The sequence below is a fragment of the Streptomyces sp. NPDC049887 genome (assembly GCF_040656535.1).
Classification (GTDB): domain Bacteria; phylum Actinomycetota; class Actinomycetes; order Streptomycetales; family Streptomycetaceae; genus Streptomyces.
On the sequence record NZ_JBFAMM010000021.1, the window covers coordinates 18,032 to 38,509 of the forward strand.

At 70.4% G+C, this 20,478-nt stretch carries 22 protein-coding genes and 1 tRNA gene; 21 read left to right on the forward strand and 2 right to left on the reverse strand.

Annotated features, from left to right (window positions below; genetic code table 11):
* Nucleotides 1-170: 170 nt before the first annotated feature.
* Entirely contained in the window at nt 171-1,265 is a 1,095-nt protein-coding gene (locus tag AB0J10_RS23755; protein ID WP_363064488.1) for a DUF1152 domain-containing protein, read from the reverse strand.
* An 80-nt stretch (nt 1,266-1,345) separates the two neighbouring features.
* On the opposite strand from AB0J10_RS23755, the gene AB0J10_RS23760 reads away from it, so the two are divergent.
* The 14 genes from AB0J10_RS23760 to AB0J10_RS23825 all read left to right on the forward strand — a co-directional run bounded on the left by AB0J10_RS23760 (nt 1,346) and on the right by AB0J10_RS23825 (nt 10,439).
* A complete protein-coding gene (locus AB0J10_RS23760) occupies nt 1,346-2,086 on the forward strand; it encodes a GntR family transcriptional regulator (protein WP_363064489.1) in 741 nt (246 codons plus the stop codon).
* A 278-nt stretch (nt 2,087-2,364) separates the two neighbouring features.
* Complete coding sequence (locus AB0J10_RS23765; protein ID WP_363064490.1) at nt 2,365-2,802, forward strand: ATP-binding protein; 438 nt, start codon at nt 2,365-2,367, stop codon at nt 2,800-2,802.
* Nucleotides 2,803-2,891: 89 nt separating this feature from the next.
* Complete coding sequence (locus AB0J10_RS23770) at nt 2,892-3,620, forward strand: GntR family transcriptional regulator (protein ID WP_363064491.1); 729 nt, start codon at nt 2,892-2,894, stop codon at nt 3,618-3,620.
* 126 nt (nt 3,621-3,746) lie between these two features.
* The gene (locus tag AB0J10_RS23775) at nt 3,747-4,097 is read left to right on the forward strand and encodes a hypothetical protein (RefSeq protein WP_109295668.1); all 351 of its coding nucleotides are present in this window, start codon (nt 3,747-3,749) and stop codon (nt 4,095-4,097) included.
* A gap of 5 nt (nt 4,098-4,102) precedes the next feature.
* Complete coding sequence (locus AB0J10_RS23780) at nt 4,103-5,476, forward strand: FtsK/SpoIIIE domain-containing protein (RefSeq protein WP_363064566.1); 1,374 nt, start codon at nt 4,103-4,105, stop codon at nt 5,474-5,476.
* A gap of 80 nt (nt 5,477-5,556) precedes the next feature.
* Complete coding sequence (locus AB0J10_RS23785) at nt 5,557-6,186, forward strand: DUF2637 domain-containing protein (RefSeq protein WP_363064492.1); 630 nt, start codon at nt 5,557-5,559, stop codon at nt 6,184-6,186.
* Between the two features lie 18 nt (nt 6,187-6,204).
* Nucleotides 6,205-6,399, forward strand: a complete 195-nt coding sequence (locus AB0J10_RS23790; RefSeq protein WP_017949976.1) for a hypothetical protein — start codon at nt 6,205-6,207, stop codon at nt 6,397-6,399.
* Nucleotides 6,396-6,587 carry a mobile element transfer protein gene (locus AB0J10_RS23795; RefSeq protein WP_027734615.1) on the forward strand — a complete coding sequence of 64 codons (192 nt, stop codon included), beginning with the start codon at nt 6,396-6,398 and terminating at the stop codon, nt 6,585-6,587. Before AB0J10_RS23790 ends, AB0J10_RS23795 begins: the two co-directional genes overlap by 4 nt.
* A gap of 10 nt (nt 6,588-6,597) precedes the next feature.
* Complete coding sequence (locus AB0J10_RS23800) at nt 6,598-6,792, forward strand: hypothetical protein (protein WP_363064493.1); 195 nt, start codon at nt 6,598-6,600, stop codon at nt 6,790-6,792.
* A 14-nt stretch (nt 6,793-6,806) separates the two neighbouring features.
* Entirely contained in the window at nt 6,807-7,061 is a 255-nt protein-coding gene (locus tag AB0J10_RS23805; RefSeq protein WP_363064494.1) for a SpdD protein, read from the forward strand.
* 114 nt (nt 7,062-7,175) lie between these two features.
* Nucleotides 7,176-8,510 carry a replication initiator gene (locus tag AB0J10_RS23810; protein ID WP_363064567.1) on the forward strand — a complete coding sequence of 445 codons (1,335 nt, stop codon included), beginning with the start codon at nt 7,176-7,178 and terminating at the stop codon, nt 8,508-8,510.
* Nucleotides 8,486-8,680 carry a helix-turn-helix domain-containing protein gene (locus AB0J10_RS23815; RefSeq protein WP_290351421.1) on the forward strand — a complete coding sequence of 65 codons (195 nt, stop codon included), beginning with the start codon at nt 8,486-8,488 and terminating at the stop codon, nt 8,678-8,680. The genes AB0J10_RS23810 and AB0J10_RS23815 overlap by 25 nt, the downstream gene beginning before the upstream one ends.
* On the forward strand, nt 8,677-10,050 hold the full coding sequence (locus AB0J10_RS23820; RefSeq protein WP_363064495.1) for a site-specific integrase: 1,374 nt from the start codon (nt 8,677-8,679) through the stop codon (nt 10,048-10,050). Before AB0J10_RS23815 ends, AB0J10_RS23820 begins: the two co-directional genes overlap by 4 nt.
* A 107-nt stretch (nt 10,051-10,157) precedes the next feature.
* Nucleotides 10,158-10,439: a hypothetical protein gene (locus tag AB0J10_RS23825; RefSeq protein WP_363064496.1), complete on the forward strand. Its 282-nt coding sequence runs from the start codon at nt 10,158-10,160 to the stop codon at nt 10,437-10,439.
* A gap of 163 nt (nt 10,440-10,602) precedes the next feature.
* Here AB0J10_RS23825 and AB0J10_RS23830 read toward each other — a convergent pair.
* Nucleotides 10,603-10,674, reverse strand: a tRNA-Arg gene (locus AB0J10_RS23830).
* A 366-nt stretch (nt 10,675-11,040) separates the two neighbouring features.
* Here AB0J10_RS23830 and AB0J10_RS23835 point away from each other — a divergent pair.
* The 7 genes from AB0J10_RS23835 (at nt 11,041) to rho (ending at nt 20,364) form a co-directional block, all read left to right on the forward strand.
* The gene (locus AB0J10_RS23835) at nt 11,041-11,466 is read left to right on the forward strand and encodes a response regulator (RefSeq protein WP_363064568.1); all 426 of its coding nucleotides are present in this window, start codon (nt 11,041-11,043) and stop codon (nt 11,464-11,466) included.
* Nucleotides 11,467-11,521: 55 nt separating this feature from the next.
* Nucleotides 11,522-12,736 carry an ArgS-related anticodon-binding protein NrtL gene (gene nrtL, locus AB0J10_RS23840; protein WP_363064497.1) on the forward strand — a complete coding sequence of 405 codons (1,215 nt, stop codon included), beginning with the start codon at nt 11,522-11,524 and terminating at the stop codon, nt 12,734-12,736.
* A gap of 13 nt (nt 12,737-12,749) precedes the next feature.
* Complete coding sequence (gene lysA / locus AB0J10_RS23845) at nt 12,750-14,141, forward strand: diaminopimelate decarboxylase (RefSeq protein ID WP_363064498.1); 1,392 nt, start codon at nt 12,750-12,752, stop codon at nt 14,139-14,141.
* Nucleotides 14,142-14,237: 96 nt separating this feature from the next.
* The gene (locus tag AB0J10_RS23850) at nt 14,238-15,530 is read left to right on the forward strand and encodes a homoserine dehydrogenase (RefSeq protein ID WP_363064499.1); all 1,293 of its coding nucleotides are present in this window, start codon (nt 14,238-14,240) and stop codon (nt 15,528-15,530) included.
* Nucleotides 15,531-15,536: 6 nt separating this feature from the next.
* A complete protein-coding gene (gene thrC, locus AB0J10_RS23855; protein ID WP_363064500.1) occupies nt 15,537-16,604 on the forward strand; it encodes a threonine synthase in 1,068 nt (355 codons plus the stop codon).
* 469 nt (nt 16,605-17,073) lie between these two features.
* Complete coding sequence (thrB, locus tag AB0J10_RS23860; protein WP_363064501.1) at nt 17,074-17,991, forward strand: homoserine kinase; 918 nt, start codon at nt 17,074-17,076, stop codon at nt 17,989-17,991.
* Between the two features lie 390 nt (nt 17,992-18,381).
* Nucleotides 18,382-20,364: a transcription termination factor Rho gene (gene rho / locus AB0J10_RS23865; RefSeq protein ID WP_363064502.1), complete on the forward strand. Its 1,983-nt coding sequence runs from the start codon at nt 18,382-18,384 to the stop codon at nt 20,362-20,364.
* Nucleotides 20,365-20,478: the final 114 nt, after the last annotated feature.

The window sequence follows — 20,478 nt, forward strand, 5'->3', positions numbered from 1 at the left end:
CAGCAATGATGTACCCCCCTCTGACGGCAGGCAGCTGATTGCTGTGCGCGCGGCGCGGGCGCCGGCCGGGCTGGAGCGGGGCGGAGACAGGAGCGCAGGCCCGGCCGGGGGGCCGGGCCGCGCGCGGTGAGCGGAGCGAGCCGCCTTGAACCCGTGAAGAAAGTTGTTACTCAGGTTGCATCTGAGATGCGCCACAGTGGCGCGTCGTACTGTTCCGGCCGGCTGCTGATGAGGAGCCGTCGCAGGTGGTCGCGCTGGGAGCCGCTGAGGTTCAGCGCCTCGGTGATGCGGCGGAATGTCGTGTGGGTGATGCCACGGGCGCGTGCTTCGGCCTCGAACTGGTCTAGCTGGGGCCAGATCGCGGACGGGTCCAGAGTCGCGGGCTGCTGATCCTTCAGCCACAGAGCCTTGTTGCGTTCGTAGTCGATCTCCGAGTAGCCGCAGATCTCGCGGCTGTAGGCCTCGGCCTCGTCCAGGTGCTCTGTCGCCATGATGGCTCGGGCCAACTGGTTGCGGCTGACGGCGTCGTCCAGGTCGACCTCGTGCACTGTGGGGCTGTCGTCCGTGAGCGGTACGGGGAGCCCCGCGTCTCGGATCTCGCAGGTGCCTCGAGCACCCCTGGCCGTCGCCGCGAGGACCCCGGTCGCTTCAGACGGGTGCCACTCCAGAACCGGGCTGATCGTCTCCGCGTCGCCGGCGGTGAAGGTGTGGACGACGGAGCCAAGCATGTCGCTCAGATCGGCCGGCAGGAGCTCGCCGTCCAAGCCTGGCCCCGCGACCAGCAGTCGGATGGGCGCGTTCACCTGGCAGCAGGCTGCCAGGGCGAGGGCGTCGGCGAGTGGGCTCCTCAGCGTCGGCTCGTCGCCGCGAGCGAGGATGTCGCCGCCCACGTCCAGGAGATCGATCGACTCGGGCTCCAAGTGACCCACCAGATCTTCGAGTTGGTGGGTGAGTCCTTCGGCTCCCTGGTAGGGGTCGAGCAGCGCGAAGGTGTGCGGGAGCTCCGCCGCCAGTCGCGGGAGTGTGGAACCTGCCGGTGCGATCGGCCGGGCCTGCGCTGGCACTGTCCATACGGCCGGGGTAATGGGCTCCAGGCCGGTGAAGTCGGCGGGTCGCCGCGGACCCGGTAGCGGGTCGATCAGGAGGCGGTCCCATGCGTACGTGAGGATCACCGCTTGGTCCTGGCCGCCGTAGAGGGCGGCGTGGAGCATGGCGGCGGCGACTGCGTCGCCCCCTCCTCCTGCTGCGACGATCAACCGCGTCATGCGATCAGACTACGGGTTCGCGGGTTGGCCACTCACCCTATAGTGGCCAAAGGCCATAGCCACTTGGACAAGGAGGGGAGATGCCTCAGATCGAAGAGGCTCAACCGAAGTATCTCCAGATCGCTCACCACATCCGTGATCAGATCCTTCGGGGCGACCTGCGGCCGGGTGACGAGGTCCCTTCGGAACGGCAGCTCGCTGCGGACTGGAAGGTGTCCCGGCCCACGGCCGCGCGGTCCCTGGAGGCGCTGAGTCATCAGGGCCTGGTCGAGAAGCGTCAGGGCTCGGGGACGTACGTGCGCAGCCTCGAAGTGAACCGACGGGCACGGGAGTTGTACGGGCGTGCCCGGCAGACCGGGAAGATCTACACGCCCGGCGAGTACGCGGTGATCACTTCCGCCGGCTGGCTGGAGGCTCCGGACCACGTCGCCGAGGCGCTGGGCCTGGTGAAGGATCATCGAGCCGTGCACCGCCGGCGCGTGACCAACAACCAGGACGGCCCGATCACGCTGTCCACCTCGTGGTTCGCGCCGGACATCGGCCGGCGGGCGCCCAAGCTCACGGATCCCGAGCGGATCCAGGAAGGGACGCTGATGTACGTCGAGCGGATGACGGGGCGTCAAGGCAGCTACGCGGAGGATCGCATGTGCGCTCGGGACGCCACCGACGAGGAGGCCACCGACCTGCGGCTGGAGCCGGGATCCGCGGTCCTCATCGTCCATCACGTCGTCTTCGACCTCCAGGACCGCCCCCTGGAGTTCGCCGAAGCCACCTACCCGCCGCACCGCTGGGCCTTCGAGCAGGGCTACCCGCTGACCTGACGACTCGCCAATTACGCCGAACCGCTTGCGCCTTCGAAGTGGCTAATGCCACTATCCAGAAAGTGGCTAAGGCCACTTGGAGCAGAAGGAGGCACGACGTGGTGAGTCGGCGGCCGGAGCCGGATGCGCGGTTAGCTTGCCGGGGGTGTCGGGGGCGTGGCTGGAAGCGCGTTGGCTCCCGGACGGTGCTGGCGCTCTCCACGGCCAATGACCGCGACCGTGCCATGTCGAAGCGGCGCTGCCTCGACTGCGACGGCAGCGGCAAGGAGTGAGCACACATGGCCTACACGATCGACCGCTACCCCTGCCAGGACTCGCCGCGGCTCGGCGCGATGACCCTGCATCCGGAACCTGAGTCGGTGCCCCGCGCCCGGCGCTGGTTCCGGAAGTTCATCGCTCCGTACAACCCGGCCTGCTCCGTCGACGACTGCGCTCTGATGATCTCGGAGTTGGTGACCAACGCCATCCTCTACGGGCAGGCGGACGACCCCTGGCTGGTGCGGGTCGAGTGGTACCGCGAGGGAACCGCGCTCCGCGTTGATGTGCACAACCCGGGCTTCCCCGCGAACGTGCGGGTGCGGCACCCCGAAGCGAACGACGCTCACGGACGGGGGCTGCTCCTGGTCGACTCCATTGCCGACTCCTGGCACTCCGGTCCCAGCCGGCACGGCGGCACGGTCGTCTCCTTCGTGGTCGCCGATGCCTGGCCGGCGTGACGGGACGGCCCACCCCTTCTACTGCCGGTGTGAAAGTGTCGCTAGGCTGGTTGACCAGTTGACTTGGCCAATCTCGACAGGCGGCGCTCGTGACCTATGAAGTGGAGCCACCGAAGTACGTGCGCCTCGCGCAGACGCTTCAGCGTCGCATCGAAGACGGCACGTATCCACCCGGCACCCGAGTGCCGAGCGAGAACCAGCTGGTGCAGACCTTCGGCATGTCCCGCCCGACCGTCGTCCGGGCCCTGGAGCTCCTGAAGCGGGACGGCTGGCTCGAGTCCCGGCAGGGATACGGGACGACCGTCCGGGGTCGCCCGGAAGTCGTCGAGCAGAAGGACCGGCGGGGGCGTGGGGCGCTTGAGCGCGACGAGTCGCACGCCGCGGGTCGCCTGATCGAGGTCGGGCGTGTGCCTGTACCGCCGCGAGTCGCGTCGGTGCTCGGCCTGCCCAAGAGGACCGAAGTGCTCGTGCGCCGCTTCCTGGTCGAAGAGGACGGCGAGGCGGTGGAGCTGGTCTCGTCGTACTTCCCCGCCGGTCTGGCGGAAGGCACTGGGCTGGGGTCCGGCGAACCCCTGAGCGGGAGTGCGCGCGAACACCTCGAAGCTCGGAAGAAGATCCGCTTCGACCATGTCGTCGAGCGCGTGTCTGCTCGGTTGCCTGATGCGGGCGAGGCGGCCGTACTTGACCTGCCGGACGGTGTTCCCGTGCTGAGCGTTCTGGTTGTGGCGCGCGACGCATCGGGCCGTTCGTTGCAGGTCTCCGAGCTGCTGCTGCCGGCTGACCGGCAGGAACTCGAAGACACCTACCGCCTGAACTGACCTCGGTCGGCAGCGAGTTGCCAGTGATAGCGACTTGACAAGTCAACCTGTCATCTCTAGCTTCGAACTTGCTAAGTCAACCTGTCAGGTAGGCGGGTTGATCGACTCTCAGAAGGAGTAATCCCTGTGCGTGTGATCCGTGTTGACGCCTCGGCCGCCACCATCCTGCTCACCGAAGCCCCGGCGCCGAAGGTGCGCGACCGGCAGACCGGTGAGATCGCCAAGGACGCGGTGTCCGGCGAGGTGCTGATGACGGTCGGCGTCGTCTACATCGACGAGGGGGAGTCGTCGCTGATCCAGGTGGCGGTCCCGGAGAGCGGCGTGACCGAGGGGCTGACCGTCGGCGCCCCGGTGTCCCTTCCGGGGCTGGTGGCTCGGCCCTGGCAGAGCGTGTTCAACGGCCAGGAGCGCCACGGCATCGCCTATCGGGCGACCGCCGTCGCCCCGGGTGCCTTCCCCATGGCTGAAGCGGGCTGATGGCCGTGACGGACCTGGTGACGTGGGCCGAGCTGGGCGGTTCGCTCGCTGCGATAGGCGGAGCAGCCTACGCCCGGCACGCCTACCCGGCGGCGTACTGGTCCACGGTCGGGCTGCCGCTCGCGGTGGCCCGGCTGCTGGCCTCGTACTCCTCGACCATGGACGCCTGCGGCCTGACCGTCGAGCCTTCCCGGTGGCGGGCGCTGGCCGTCCGGGCGACCACTCGGCGTGAGGTCCGGCCGGTGCCTCCTCGTCGGGGCGTCATCCGACCCACGACGACCGGCTTGCGTATGCGGCTGCGCTTGGCTCCCGGCCAGGAGCCGACGGACGTGGCGGCCTCCGCGGAACGCCTCCGGCACGCCTGGGGCGTCCACGCCGTCCATGTGCGGGACGTCAAGCCAGGGGTCGTCGAACTGCGGCTCGTCGGCTTCGACGTGCTGCGGAAGGTGCGGATGCCCCGTCGGCTCGACGGCGGTCCGCTGCAGATCCCGGTGGCGTTACGAGAGGACGCGACCGCGTTCATACGCGACTACCGGACCGTGCCGCATGAGCTGGTCCTGGGCGCCACGCTCTCGGGCAAGTCCATGTACCTGCGGAACCTGCTGACCGGTCTCGCTGCCCGGCCGGTGGTCCTGGTCGGGATCGACTGCAAGCGAGGGGTCGAACTGGCTCCCTTCGCGCCCCGGCTCTCCGCTCTGGCGACCGACCCGGACCAGGCGGCCGAACTGCTTCCCGCACTGGTGAAGGAGATGGAGGACCGGTACGACCTGATCAAGGCCCGGCAGGGCATCGCACCCGGCACGCCCGAGGAGCTGATCACCTCGGACATCTGGGGCCTGCCGGAAGGCGAACGTCCGGCTCCGATCGTGCTGTTCATCGACGAAGTGGCGGAACTCTTCCTCGTCGCCACCAGGAAGGAGGAGGAACGGCGGGACGAGATGGTCACCCAGCTCATCCGGCTCGCCCAACTCGGCCGAGCCGCCGGGATCTACCTCGAAGTCTGCGGGCAGCGCTTCGGCGCCGAGCTGGGCAAGGGCGCGACCATGCTCCGCGCCCAGCTCACCGGCCGCGTCTGCCACCGCGTGAACGACGAAGCCTCGGCGAAGATGGCGCTCGGGGACATCGCCCCTGAAGCCGTTTTCGCGGCCTGCGCCATCGCACCCGAGCTGCCCGGCCTCGCCGTCGTCGGCGACACCTCCGGCGGCTGGTCCCGCATCCGCACTCCCTATCTCTCGCTTGCCGATGCTGCGGCCATCTGCCGCGCTACGGCTGACCTCGCTCCCGACGTACCGGCGCTCGATCCCTACCGCCCGTACGTATCGCCGACGCCGGTCGAGTCGTCCGGGCCCGCGGCCACCGCTCGCCCGATCACCGAATAGGCGCACCCGCCCCCGGTCGGCACGGCCGATCCGTGCCACCTCCCTACCCCTCCATGCCCTAAACCGGAAGGAGCTGACTCGTGCGTGCCCTGCCCGTCCGTATCGACGCCGTACTCGTCCAGGCACTGATCGCTGCCGCGCTGTCCTTCGCCCACCTGCACGATCTGGCGCTGGCTGCCGGGCAGGACGGCTGGAAGGCCTGGGCCTACCCGATCTCCGTCGACCTGCTGCTGGTCGCGGCCTGGCGGCGGCTCCGCTCCGGCGGGGCGAAAGCGGCCGGATGGTGCTGGTTCCTCATCGCACTGACCGCCTCGCTCGGCGCCAACGTGGCCACGGCCGGGCTGCTCGACCTCGGCGACGTACCCGACTGGCTGCGGATCCTCGTCGCCGGCTGGCCCGCGGTCGCGTTCCTCGGCGGGACGCTCCTCGCTCACGGAGCAACCGCAGATGCCCGAACAGGGGAGCACAAGGCGGCGCCGGCGCCGGACGTGGCCGAAGAACCGATCCCGGTAGCCGAGTTGCCCGCTGCGGAGTCGACATCGGCTCCGACCTCTACGCCCCCGGTGCCGCCGGCGCTCGTCAACCTCGCACGCAAGATCGCCGACGAACACCGCGCCCGGACCGGAACACCCATCGACACCTCGACCCTTCGCGCCCGGCTCGGCGTGCCGCTGCCCCTGGCCGAAGCCATCTCCACCCACCTGACCTGACCCGGAGGACATCCCCTCGTGCGCCCGTCCACGCTCCGCGCGCTCAAGCGCGCCGCAGAGCTGACCCGACAGAACCGCCTGACCGAAGCCGTGCTCGTCGCCGAGCCCGTGATCCTCACCGCCGACAGCTACGAGGGCGACGAGATCTTGCGCTGGCTCGCCGACCACGTCACCGACTTCACCGGCGAAGACCCGAAGGAGACCCGCCGTTGACCACCAACCGCCGCTTCCGCCGCGTCGTCCGCATCGGACCCGTACAGGTCGCCACCTACTACGACGGCCGGGGCCGGGAGAAGCACACCGCCGCCTGCACGGCCCCGCGCTGCGGCTTCGCCACGGACTACGACAGCCGCGCCGCCGCCGAACTGGCCGCCCGTACACACCGCTGCGCCGTCCGCTGAAGGAGCTCCCGTGACCGTCTCGCTGCCGCTCGTCGTCGTCCTGGGCGTCGTCGCCTGGGCCGCGATCAAGCTCCTCGGCGTCCGGCTCTGGATCGCCGTGGTGATCGCCCTGTTCGGCTTCTGGGTCTCCCACACCTTCCTCGCCCCCGTCATCGAGTCCGGCACACGTTCCGGTGTCGACGTCGTCAACGGCAACCACGAGTGACAAGGAGGTCCGCCGTGTTCCGCCCCAAACTGCCCGACATCCCGACTCCGCCGCCGACCGTCGTGCCTCAGCAGACGCAGGCTCCGGCCCCCGCGGGAGGCCGATCGGTCGCCCCGTACCTGGGCGTCGGTGCCGGCGCGGTCGCCGCCGTGGTCGTCGTCGGAGTCGTGCTCACCGCGCTCCTGGCGGCGGTCGCCGTCTCGGCCGTCTCCGTGGCCATCGCCGCCGTGGTCCTGCGCTCCCTCGTCACCAGCGCGCACAAGCGCTGACCGGCCGACGGGGCGGCAAACGCCGCCAAGCATCCCGCCGCCCCGCCAGCCGCCTCCCAACCGTCGCAACAGCCGAAAGGAATTCCCATCATCACCCGGCAGACTCCGCCCCCGCTGGCGGAACTCTCCACGCTGGCCTCCCTCGGCGCCCTGCCCGAGTTGGCCCGCCAGCTGTCCGGCCTGGGCGGCTGCACCCGCCCCGTACGTCTCGACGGCCACCGCACCGAACTTGCGGTGGACCGGACGACGGGCGAGATCGGCCGCGTCCTGCACCACCTGGACTCGTCGGCCCTGCCCGCCGGTCAGCTCCTCGTCCGCTGCAACAACCGCCGAGCCACCCGGTGCGCGGCCTGCGCCGAGACCTACCGCCGCGACACCTACCACCTGATCACCGCCGGACTCCGCGGTGGCAAGGGCACCCCCGAACAGGTCTCCACACACCCGCGCGTCTTCGCCACCTTCACCGCCCCCGGCTTCGGCCCTGTCCACAACCGCCCCTCCAGCGGCCGGCCCTGCCGCTGCGGCGTCCGGCACGACGACGCAGACCCCGCCCTGGGCACGCCCCTCGACCCCGACACCTACGACTACGAAGCGGCCGTGTTGTGGAACGCGCACGCCGGTGCCCTGTGGCGGCGCTTCACGATCTACCTCCGCCGGGAGGTCGCCAAGCGCGTCGGCCTCACTCAGCGGGCGTTCCGGGACCACGCCCGGATCTCCTTCGCGAAGGTGGCCGAGTACCAGAAGCGAGGCGCGGTCCACTTCCACGCCGTGATCCGCCTCGACGGCCCGGAGGGCGGTGACTCACCGGCGCCCGCCTGGGCCACGGCCGAGCTGCTGACCGATGCCATCCGAGCCGCGGCAGCCGCCGCTCGCGTCAACGGCCCGACGCTCGACGGCCGGTCGCACACCTTCGTCTTCGGCCGACAGCTCGACGCCCGCACGATCCGTACCGCCGACTTCAACGGCGGCCAAGAGCTGACCGAGCGGGCCGTAGCGGCGTACATCGCCAAGTACGCCACCAAGGGCGCCGAGACGGCGACCGGAACCCTGGACCGACCGCTGAAGTTCCTCGCCGAGCTGGCCCAAGCCCAGATCACCGACCACGCCCGGCGCATGATCCGCACCGCCTGGGCTCTCGGCGCCCGTCCCGCACTGGCAGACCTCCGGCTGCGGGCCTGGGCCCACATGCTCGGCTTCCGCGGCCACTTCTCCACCAAGTCCCGCCGCTACTCCACCACTCTCGGCGCGCTCCGCGACGCCCGCGCCGAATGGCGCCGTGCCCAAGCGGCCCCGCCTGTCACGCAGGACGACGAAACCACGCTCGTCCTCGCTCACTGGGTGTTCGCCGGCACCGGCCTGTCCCGCGGCGAAGCCTGGCTCGCCGCATCCCTCGAACCCGCCCCCGGAACGGAAGGAGAACCCACATGGACCGTCGACGCGACGAACTGATGACAGTGCCCCAGGTACTGAACGAGTTGGGCGGCGTGTCTCGCCGGACCTTCTACCGATGGCGGGAGCTGGGGCTCGGGCCGACCGCCTTCAAGCTGCCCAACGGTGAGCTGCGCGTGTGGCGAAGCGACTTCAGCGCATGGTTGCGACAGCTGGAGGAAGCGGCATGAAGTCCCTCGACGTGAAGGTCTGGGGTGTCCGGAAGCGGAACACCAAGAAGTCGTCCTATGACGTTCGGTGGACAGTGGCGGGGAACGTCTTCTCCGAGCAGTTCCGCACCAAAGCGTTGGCGGACCACTACCGGTCCAAATTGCTCCGCGCCACTCATGCCGGCGAAGAGTTCGGCACGGTGACAGGGCTGCCCGATTCGATGGTCGAAAATTCAGCCTCGATGACCTGGTATGCCTTCGCTCTGAAGTACCTCGCCATGAAGTGGCCGCACGCGGCGCCGAACACGCGCAACGGGATCAATGAGGCCCTGACCGCCGTGACGATGGCTCTTCTTGACGAGCGCCCGGGGCAGCCGTCCGAGGAACTGATCAGGAGGGCGCTTCGCAACGGGGCCTTCGTCCTTCCCGGACCGGACGAGCGCGAATTGCCGACCGAGATCGCGAACACCTTGCACTGGGTGGCCAAGGCGTCGCGTCCGCTCTCGGACCTCGGTGACGCCGCGATCGGCAGGGCCGTCCTGGATTCGCTCAAGCTGAAGCTCGACGGGACGGCGGCAGCCGCGGAGACCGTCCGGCGTAAGCGTCGGACGCTCGTCAACGCACTGCACTATGCAGTGGATCTCGGGGAGTTCAAAGAGAACCCGATCACGGGCATCCGCTGGAAGAAACCGAAGGTGGCCGGGGAAGTCGATCCGCGGGTGGTCGCCAATCCCGCACAGGCCCGTTCCCTGCTGACTGCGGTCTCGTACGTCGGTGGGTATGGCCGGGCTCGTGGTCGCCGACTCGTCGGCCTGTTCGCCTGCATGTACTACGGCGCCTTGCGTCCGGCTGAGGCCGTCGGCCTCACCGATGCGGACCTGAAGCTGCCCGAGGCCGGCTGGGGAACAGTGCTGCTGAATCGGACGCGCCCCAGCGTCGGGAAGCAGTGGACGGACTCCGGCGAGACCCATGACGACCGGGGCCTGAAGAACCGGCCGGCGGAAGAGGTCCGGCTCGTCCCGATCCCGCCCCAGCTCGTCGCCATCCTCCGGCAGCACTTCGATACGTTCGGCACCGCCGAGGACGGGCGGCTGTTCACCAACGAGCGTGGGGGAGTGGTCGGCTCCTCGACGTACTACCGCGTCTGGCAGGAGGCCCGTGCGCTGGCGCTCCCACCGGCCGCGGTGGCCTCACCGCTCGCGGCTCGCCCGTATGACCTCCGGCACTCGGCGCTGTCGACCTGGCTCAACTCCGGGGTGGATCCGACGGAGGTCGCCGAGCGTGCGGGCAACAGCGTGGAGGTCCTGCTGAGCCGTTACGCCAAGTGCATCGACGGCCGGCAGGGGATCGTCAACCGCAAGATCGAGGAGTTGTTGCGCGAATACGAGTGATCCCGTACGGCGCTAGGCTTCGAGCCCCCGGACTCGTCTGGGGGCTTGCGCCGTTCAAGGGCTGGCAGGAACCGGTGCAGTGCACCTTGTGATCTCCGGGGGATGCCATGGAGTTGCTTGCGGTCCTCGACGAAGCGGTGGCCGCTCTTAAGGCTCCTCTGAGCGGGGAAGACCGGGCGCAGGGCTGGACCGATGATCTCCGAAGAGAGGTGCAGGAGGAGATCTCGATCAATCGCTCGGTGCTCCGTCGCCACGGGACGGGCATGGTGCGACACCTGCGTCCTCGCTTCGACGAGTGGATGGAACACGAGGGCGTGCAGCCCGGACGCCTCCGGGACCTGGTGGGCGCCGTGCAGCGGTTGCTCGTGGAGGCTCGGGCCACGGCGTGAGAAACGCTGGCCGACCTGGTCGTTTGTCGCCCGTCGCCAGTCCACGAATAGTCCACGGACCCCGGCATACGCCCGCTCCGGGCGGCACACGCCTGCACATACGCGAAGACCCCGGCCTCAGCGTTTCCGCTGGTGACGGGGTCTTTGGACACCTCATACAGGGTGCCCCCGGCAGGATTCGAACCTGCGCACACGGCTCCGGAGGCCGTTGCTCTATCCCCTGAGCTACGGGGGCGTCCGCCGCTCTCGGCGGCGACGGGTAGAACCCTACCAGCTCTGATGGGGTGCCCGTGAACAGGTATTTCCAGCCCGTGACGAGGGGGTGGCGGGCCACCGCACGGACGCCGGCCGATCGCCTGCCGGCGTTGGCCGCCCACGCGCCCCACCCGATTCCGGCCGAGGCCCGCGGACGGGGCACTCCGCAGTCCGGCCGCCCCGGCGCCCACCCTGTGCACCCCACCCCATCCACCCCGTAGTCCGGCCGCCCCGCCGGGCGTCCCGTCCGCATGGCTTCCACCTGCCCCGCACCCCGTCGGGGTCAGAAGTGGGGAAAAGCCGGACGCGGGTGCGTTCGCGGACCTACTCTCGAGTTGTGTCAGGCGTGTCCGGCCGGGTGCTCGTCGTCGACGACAACAGGGTGATCCGGCAGCTGATCAGGGTCAATCTCGAGCTGGAGGGCTTCGAGGTCGTGACCGCGGCCGACGGTGCCGAGTGCCTGGAAGTCGTCCACGACGTGCGGCCGGATGTGATCACGCTCGATGTGGTGATGCCGCGGCTCGACGGCCTGCGGACCGCCGTGCGGCTGCGGTCGGATCCGAGGACCAGGCGCGTGCCCGTCGCGATCATAAGCGCATGTACGCAGCACGAGGTCGACACGGGTGTCGCCGCCGGCGTCGACGCCTTTCTCGCCAAGCCCTTCGAGCCCGCCGAGTTGGTGCGGCTCGTCCGACGGCTGATGTACGGGGAGGGTCCGCCGTCCGTGGACGGCAGGCATGGTGCCGGGAGGGCGGGGAGTACGCGGGGCTGACCGCATGGCGAAACCGGTTCGCGATCACACCCCCTCTCTCCCATACGCTTGTCCCGTGACCCCCGCAGATCTCTCCCGTACCGTGCTGGGCGCCGTGTGCCGTGCGGTCGAGGAGGGCGCCCTGCACGCACCCGTACCTGAGCGGATCAAGGTCGAGCGCCCCCGCCCCGGAGGTCGTGGGGACTACTCCACCAATGTCGCGCTCCGGCTCGCCGGGCCTGCCGGGCGGAAGGCCCGGGACGTAGCGGAAGTGCTGAGAGCCCGGATCGCCGACACTCCCGGCATCGATCGGGTCGAGATCACCGGGCCCGGTTTCCTGAACTTCACCCTCGGTGGTGACCCGGCAGCCCTGCTCCTGCGTGCGATCGGTGAACGGGGTTCGGAGTACGGGCACGGTGACGGCTTCTCCGGGGTCCGCTTCGGCTTCGCGCCGGCCCGTGAACTCCGCGCCGGGGTGATCACCGACACCGTCGTGCGGCTGCTGGCGGCCCAGGGCGCGACGGCCGTCGTCGAGCCCGGGGGCACCGAGCGGATCACCGCCCTCCCCGTCCAGGACGAGGCGATCTTCGACCGTGCCGGCCGTGATGCCGCCCTCTGGGCGCTGCTCCGGCCCGCCGCCCACGACCAGCCTCTCGCGCACGGCGCCCTGCTCGTACAGAGGGAGTCGAACGCGCTCTTCCGGGTCCGGTACGCATACTCCCGCAGCAGGGCCCTGCTGCGTGCGGCCGAGCGGCTCGGCATCCCCGTCGCGTACGACGGGTGCGTTTCGTACGACGATGACGTCTCGTACGTCGGGGAGGTCTCGCATGGCGGGAGCGCCGCGCGCCACGAGGCCGTCGCGTACGACGGGCGCGTCTCCTACGACGGGGACCCTTCCCCCGCGCGCGGTGCGTACGATGGCCCGCTCCCGCCCGGCTCTGTCCGCCGCACCGCGGACCCGTTCCCGTCGGGCTCTGTCCGCCGCACCGCGGACCCGCACCCGCCCGGCCCCGTTCGCGGCACCGGGGCCTCCTCCGCGCTCCTCAGCGTTCTCGGCGACCACCCCGCCGTCCTGGAGTCCGCCGCCCGGCTGCGCGCCCCCGACCGGGTCGCGCGCCATCTCGAGGCCATCGCCGACGCCCTGCTCGGCTTCCAGCAGACCGTGCTGCCCGTCGGTGACGAGAAACCCTCGGCCACCCACCGTTCCCGGCTCGCCCTCGCCGAAGCCGCCGGGACGGTGCTGGCAGGTGGCCTGGCCCTGCTCGGCATCAGCGCACCCGAACACCTGTAGATGTGAGAGAAGAATGAGCCGTTCCGCACACCCCGCCGGGCCCCGTTACGCCGACGTCCTCCCCGAGGGCCATTACGCCGCCCCGCCGGCCGACCTCAACGTGCTGGACGAGAAGGTCTGGTCGCGTACCGTGAACCGCTCCGGCGACGGCGTCGTCACCGTCGCCGGCATCGAAGTCACCAGGCTCGCGGAGGAGTTCGGCACCCCTGCCTACTTCCTCGACGAGGCGGACTTCCGTGCCCGCTGCCGTGCCTGGGCCGACGCCTTCGGCAAGGACGCCGACGTCTTCTACGCGGGCAAGGCGTTCCTCTCCCGCGCCGTCGTGCGCTGGCTGAACGAGGAGGGGCTCAACCTCGATGTCTGTTCCGGTGGCGAGCTGACCACCGCGCTCGACGCCGGGATGCCCGCCGAGCGCATCGCCTTCCACGGCAACAACAAGTCCCCCGAGGAGATCGAGACGGCGGTGCGGGCGGGTGTCGGGCGCATCGTCCTCGACTCCTTCCAGGAGATCGTCCGCGTCGCGCACATCGCCCGGTCACTCGGCAGGCGCCAGCGTGTCCAGATCCGCGTCACCGTCGGCGTCGAGGCCCACACCCACGAGTTCATCGCCACCGCCCACGAGGACCAGAAGTTCGGTCTCGCGCTCGCGGGCGGGCAGGCGGCGGAGGCGGTGCGGCGGGCCCTTCGGCTGGAGGGGCTGGAGCTCGTCGGCATCCACTCGCACATCGGCTCGCAGATCTTCGACACCTCCGGCTTCGAGGTGGCCGCCCACCGGGTGGTCGGACTGCTGAAGGAGGTCCGGGACGAGCACGGCGTCGAGCTCCCGGAGATCGACCTCGGCGGCGGTCTCGGCATCGCCTACACCTCCGACGACGACCCGCGCGAGCCGCACGAGATCGCCAAGGCGCTGAGCGAGATCGTCACCCGGGAGTGCGAGGCTGCCGGTCTGCGCACGCCCCGCATCTCCGTCGAGCCGGGCCGCGCGATCGTCGGGCCGACCGCCTTCACGTTGTACGAGGTCGGCACGATCAAGCCGCTCGAGGGGCTGCGGACGTACGTCAGCGTCGACGGTGGCATGTCCGACAACATCCGGACGGCGTTGTACGACGCCGAGTACAGCGTGGCCTTGGTCTCGCGGTCGAGTGACGCCGAGCCGATGCTCGTCCGCGTCGTCGGCAAGCACTGCGAGAGCGGCGACATCGTGGTACGGGACGCCTTTCTGCCGGCCGATCTGGCGCCGGGCGACCTGATCGCGGTGCCGGCGACGGGCGCGTACTGCCGTTCCATGGCCAGCAACTACAACCACGCGCTCCGCCCGCCCGTCGTCGCCGTGCGCGACGGCCAGGCGAAGGTGATCGTCCGGCGTGAGACGGAGGAAGATCTCCTGCGTCTGGATGTCGGCTGATGAAATATATGTCTCAGAATCCGGACGGGGAGCGGAAAGCCCCGTGCGGTGGGTGAGACTGGTTCGCACTCTGCTTTATGAAGGAATCGAGGTCGGATGATGCGTACGCGTCCGCTGAAGGTGGCGCTGCTGGGCTGTGGAGTGGTCGGCTCAGAGGTGGCGCGCATCATGACGACGCACGCCGGCGACCTCGCCGCTCGGATCGGGGCCCCGGTGGAGCTCGCCGGGGTCGCCGTCCGCCGTCCCGCCAAGGTCCGTGAGGGGATCCCGCAGGAGCTCATCACCACCGACGCCAAGGCGCTCGTCTCGCGCTCCGACATCGACGTGGTCGTCGAGGTCATCGGCGGTATCGAGCCCGCGCGGACGCTGATCACCACCGCCTTCGAGCACGGCGCCTCGGTCGTCTCCGCCAACAAGGCGCTGCTCGCGGAGGACGGCGCCACGCTGTACGCCGCCGCCGAGAAACACGGTCGGGACCTCTACTTCGAGGCCGCCGTGGCCGGTGCGATCCCGCTGATCAGGCCGCTGCGCGAGTCCCTCGCGGGCGACAAGGTCAACCGGGTCCTCGGCATCGTCAACGGGACGACGAACTTCATCCTCGACAAGATGGACACCTCGGGCGCCGGTTATTCCGAGGCCCTGGACGAGGCCACCGCCCTCGGGTACGCCGAGGCCGACCCGACCGCCGACGTCGAGGCCTTCGACGCCGCCGCCAAGGCGGCGATCCTCGCCGGGATCGCCTTCCACACCCGGGTGCGCCTCGACGACGTGTACCGCGAGGGCATGACCGAGGTCACCGCCGCGGACTTCGCCTCCGCCAAGCAGATGGGATGCACCATCAAGCTGCTGGCGATCTGCGAGCGGGCGGCGGACGGCAGGTCGGTGACGGCCCGCGTGCACCCGGCGATGATCCCGCTGAGCCACCCGCTGGCGTCCGTCCGCGAGGCGTACAACGCGGTGTTCGTCGAGGCCGAGGCGGCCGGCCGGCTGATGTTCTACGGCCCCGGCGCCGGCGGTTCGCCGACCGCCTCCGCCGTGCTCGGCGACCTGGTCGCCGTCTGCCGCAACAAGCTCGCCGAGGCGACGGGGCCCGGCGAGTCCGTGTACACGCAGCTGCCCGTCAGTCCGATGGGCGAGGTCGTGACGCGATACCACATCAGCCTCGACGTGGCCGACAAACCGGGTGTGCTCGCCCAGGTGGCGACGGTCTTCGCCGAGCACGGCGTATCCATCGACACGGTGCGCCAGACGGGCAAGGACGGCGAGGCTTCGCTCGTCGTCGTCACCCACCGCGCGCCCGACGCCGCCCTCTCGGGGACCGTCGCGGCGCTGCGCAAGCTCGACACCGTGCGCGGTGTCGCCAGCATCATGCGGGTTGAAGGAGAGTAAGGACCCATGAGCACTCGCACTCACCAGTGGCGCGGCATCATCGAGGAGTACCGTGACCGGCTTCCGGTGACGGACACGACGCCGGTCGTCACTCTCGGCGAGGGCGGCACGCCGCTCGTCTTCGCGCAGTCCCTCTCCGAGGCCACGGGGTGTGACGTACATCTCAAGGTCGAGGGTGCCAACCCGACCGGGTCCTTTAAGGACCGCGGGATGACGATGGCGATCACCAGGGCCAAGGAGGAGGGGGCGAAGGCCGTCATCTGCGCCTCCACCGGCAACACCTCGGCGTCCGCCGCGGCCTACGCGGGCCGCGCCGGAATGGTGTCCGCCGTGCTGATCCCGCAGGGCAAGATCGCGATGGGCAAGCTGGGGCAGGCGCTGGTCCACGGGGCGAAGATCCTGCAGGTCGACGGCAACTTCGACGACTGCCTGGTGCTGGCCCGGGGGCTGTCCGAGAACTACCCCGTGGCGCTGGTCAATTCGGTGAACCCGGTCCGGATCGAGGGCCAGAAGACCGCGGCCTTCGAGATCGTCGACGCGCTCGGCGACGCGCCCGACGTCCATGTGCTGCCGGTCGGCAACGCCGGCAACATCACGGCGTACTGGAGGGGCTACAAGGAGTACGCGGCGGACGGAATGTCGGCCCGTACTCCCCGTATGTGGGGCTTCCAGGCGTCCGGTTCCGCGCCCATCGTGCGCGGCGAGGTCGTCAAGGACCCGTCGACGATCGCGACCGCGATCCGGATCGGCAATCCCGCCTCCTGGGAGTTCGCGCTGGCGGCCAAGGAGGAGTCCGGCGGCTTCATCGACGAGGTGACCGATCGTCAGATTCTGCGTGCCTACAAACTGTTGGCCTCGCGCGAGGGCGTCTTCGTGGAGCCCGCCTCGGCCGCCTCGGTGGCCGGTCTGCTCAAGGCCGCCGAGGAGGGCAAGGTCGAAGCCGGCCAGCGGATCGTCTGCACGGTCACGGGCAACGGCCTGAAGGACCCCGACTGGGCGGTCGCCGGAGCGCCCCAGCCGCTCACGGTCCCGGTGGACGCGGCCGCGGCGGCGCAGCAGCTCGGGCTCGTCTGAGGCGTTCCCGCCCGGGCCGGGGGCCGGTGGCTGCCCCGTACCGCTCCCGGGCCGCGGGGGCGACGTCGTGCCGTGCGCGGGAGCGGTCGCACGAGTGGGTGCGGCCGCACCGCCACCGGCGCATGCGCCGGTGGCGGTGCCGTGGAGGCGCGGGTGCCCGAGGGGCGGTCTCCCGTGCGCCGGGCCGCGTCTCACGAGCGTGGCGCGCGTAGACCGCAAGTCGCCCGGCATGTCCCGAAGAGGCACACAGGGGAGTGCGACACGCATCGCGCGCCTCCTGTGCGCCCTGTGTCGCCGCGGAACCTTCCTTGGATAGGCTGTACGCAACCCCGCCGCCGCATATGCCGCGGTCGCTGCCGTCACCGGCCCGTGGGTCTTCGCAACTTCACGTCATCATCACGCCGATCAGACCCGATCACACAGATCATCGAGATCAGCACCGATCAGAACCAAGGAGTGTCGTCGATCGATGGCCGGTCCCGCGTTCCGCGCCGCCGCCGTCCGAGTGCGCGTGCCCGCCACCAGCGCCAACCTCGGACCGGGCTTCGACGCCTTCGGCCTGTCGCTGGGCCTGTACGACGACGTCGTCGTCCGTGTCGCCGACACCGGGCTGCACATCGACATCGCCGGTGAGGGGGCCGACACGCTGCCGCGCGACGAGAGTCACCTTCTCGTTCGCTCGCTGCGCACGGCCTTCGACCTGCTCGGCGGGCAGCCCCGCGGCCTCGAGGTCGTCTGCGCGAACCGCATCCCGCACGGCCGCGGGCTCGGCTCCTCCTCGGCCGCCATCTGCGCGGGCATCGTGGCCGCCCGGGCGGTGACCATAGGCGGCGACGCCAGGCTCGACGACGCGGCGCTGCTGGAGCTCGCCACCGAGATCGAGGGTCACCCCGACAACGTCGCCGCCTGCCTCCTCGGCGGGTTCACCCTCGCCTGGACCGACGCCGGCGCGGCCCGTGCGATCAGGATGGACCCATCCGAATCCATCGTTCCGGTGGTTTTCGTGCCGAGCAGGCCGGTGCTCACCGAGACCGCCCGCGGTCTTCTGCCGCGCACGGTCCCGCACGTGGACGCCGCCGTCAACGCTGGCCGTGCGGCGCTGCTCGTCGAGGCCCTCACCAGGCGCCCCGAGCTGCTGCTTCCCGCCACCGAGGACCGTCTCCACCAGGAGTACCGTGCCCCGGCGATGCCGCAGAGCGTCGACCTGGTGAACCGACTGCGCGCGGACGGCGTCCCCGCGGTCATCTCCGGTGCGGGTCCCACCGTGCTCGCGCTGGCCGAGGACGGTGCGGCCGACAAGGTCGCACGGCTGGCGGGCGAGGGCTGGGCGGCGAACAGGCTCGCCCTCGACGCCGCGGGAGCGAGCGTTCTCCCGCTCGCTTCGTAGCGACACGGGATTGCCGGTGACAGAGAGGGGGAATGTTTGTTGGAGCCGGTAGTGTTAACCTCAAGTACGCAGCCCACAATCTTGTGGCGCGGTGCTTCGCGTCCCTTTCCGGGACCGCCATTCTTCCGGGAGCCTCCCCAACTGCCTGAGCAGCCTGCCTGAGCAGTTTCGAGCACGCTCCGGAACCGGCACGACACCCCTCGCTTCGCCCGAAGAGAGGGCCGAGCAGGGGGAACTCGGGCCGGACCTTGCACGTACATTCCTCCGCCGTACCCCGGCGGACCACCGCCCCGGCTCCGGTCCGCGATCAGAAAGATCGAGGACCGCGCCGGACAGCACAACCGGTCGCCGAGCCAGAAGGCCGACGTCCGCTCCAGGGAAGGACCCTTCGTGAGCGACACCACCGATCTGATGGGCGTGACTGCCGACAACAGTGTCGACACCGCCGCGCCCGCCGCAGGTGCTGCCACTGGCACCACCTCCCGGCGCCGCCGTTCCGGCACCGGCCTCGAGGGCATGGTCCTGGCCGAGCTCCAGCAGGTCGCTTCGGGCCTCGGGATCAGGGGCACCGCGCGGATGCGCAAGAGCCAGCTGATCGAGGTCATCAAGGAGGCGCAGGCCGCCGGAGGAGCCGCTGCCAAGGGCTCCGAGGCCGCCGGCGGCACGGCCGAGACGAAGCCGAAGCGCCGCGCCGCCTCCAAGGCCCGTACGGGTGAGGGAGCCGCCGAGCCGAAGGCCGAGTCCCCGGCCGCCCAGCAGCAGATCGACATCCCCGGTCAGCCTGCCAGCGACGACGCCCCGGCGGGCGAGCGCCGTCGCCGCCGGGCCACCGCTCCCGCGGGCAGCCCGGAGGGCGACGCGGCCAAGGGCGAGGCGAAGGGCGACCTCAAGACCGAGGTCCGTGCCGAGACCAGGACCGAGGGGCAGCCGGAGGCCAAGGCCGAGGCGGCCACCGAGACCGCCGAGGGGCGCCGCGGCGACGGACGGCGCGACCGCGGTGAGCGCGGCGACCGCCGTGACCGTCAGCGCGACCGCCGCGGCGGCAAGGGCGACGACCAGCAGGGCGGCGGCCAGCGCCAGCAGCAGGGCGGCCAGCAGCAGCGGCAGGGCGGCGGCCCGCAGGACGACTTCGACGACGAGCAGGGCGGCCGGCGCGGGCGCCGTGGCCGGTACCGCGACCGCCGTGGCCGCCGCGGCCGCGAGGAGTTCGGCGGCGAGCCGCAGCTCGCCGAGGACGACGTGCTGATCCCCGTCGCGGGCATCCTCGACATCCTGGACAACTACGCGTTCATCCGGACCTCCGGCTACCTGCCCGGCCCGAACGACGTGTACGTGTCCCTCGCCCAGGTCCGCAAGAACGGTCTGCGCAAGGGTGACCACGTCACCGGCGCGGTCCGGCAGCCCAAGGAGGGCGAGCGCCGCGAGAAGTTCAACGCGCTGGTCCGTCTGGACTCCGTCAACGGCATGGCGCCCGAATCCGGCCGCGGCCGCCCGGAGTTCAACAAGCTGACCCCGCTCTACCCGCAGGACCGACTCCGTCTGGAGACGGACCCGGGCGTGCTGACCACGCGGATCATCGACCTCGTGTCGCCGATCGGCAAGGGCCAGCGCGGACTGATCGTGGCCCCGCCGAAGACCGGCAAGACCATGATCATGCAGGCGATCGCCAACGCGATCACCCACAACAACCCCGAGTGCCACCTGATGGTCGTCCTCGTCGACGAGCGTCCGGAGGAGGTCACCGACATGCAGCGGTCGGTCAAGGGCGAGGTCATCTCCTCGACCTTCGACCGCCCGGCGGAGGACCACACCACGGTCGCCGAACTGGCCATCGAGCGCGCCAAGCGTCTCGTCGAGCTGGGCCACGACGTGGTCGTCCTGCTGGACTCCATCACCCGACTGGGCCGTGCGTACAACCTGGCGGCCCCGGCCTCCGGCCGCATCCTGTCCGGTGGTGTCGACTCGACCGCGCTCTACCCGCCGAAGCGCTTCTTCGGCGCCGCGCGCAACATCGAGGACGGCGGCTCGCTGACCATCCTGGCCACCGCGCTGGTCGACACCGGCTCGCGCATGGACGAGGTGATCTTCGAGGAGTTCAAGGGCACCGGCAACATGGAGCTCAAGCTCGACCGGAAGCTCGCCGACAAGCGCATCTTCCCCGCGGTGGACGTCGACGCGTCCGGCACCCGCAAGGAGGAGATCCTGCTCAGCGGCGAGGAGCTCGCCATCGTCTGGAAGCTGCGCCGGGTGCTGCACGCACTCGACCAGCAGCAGGCGATCGAGCTGCTGCTCGACAAGATGAAGCAGACGAAGTCGAACGCCGAGTTCCTGCTGCAGATCCAGAAGACGACGCCGGCGCCGAACGGCGACTGACGTCGCCTGATCGGCAACCGGACCGCCCCGTCACCCGCAGGTGACGGGGCGGTCTCGTTTCGCCGGAGCCCCACCGTCCACTGGTCAACCGTCAGTTGACACGCGTATCATCGG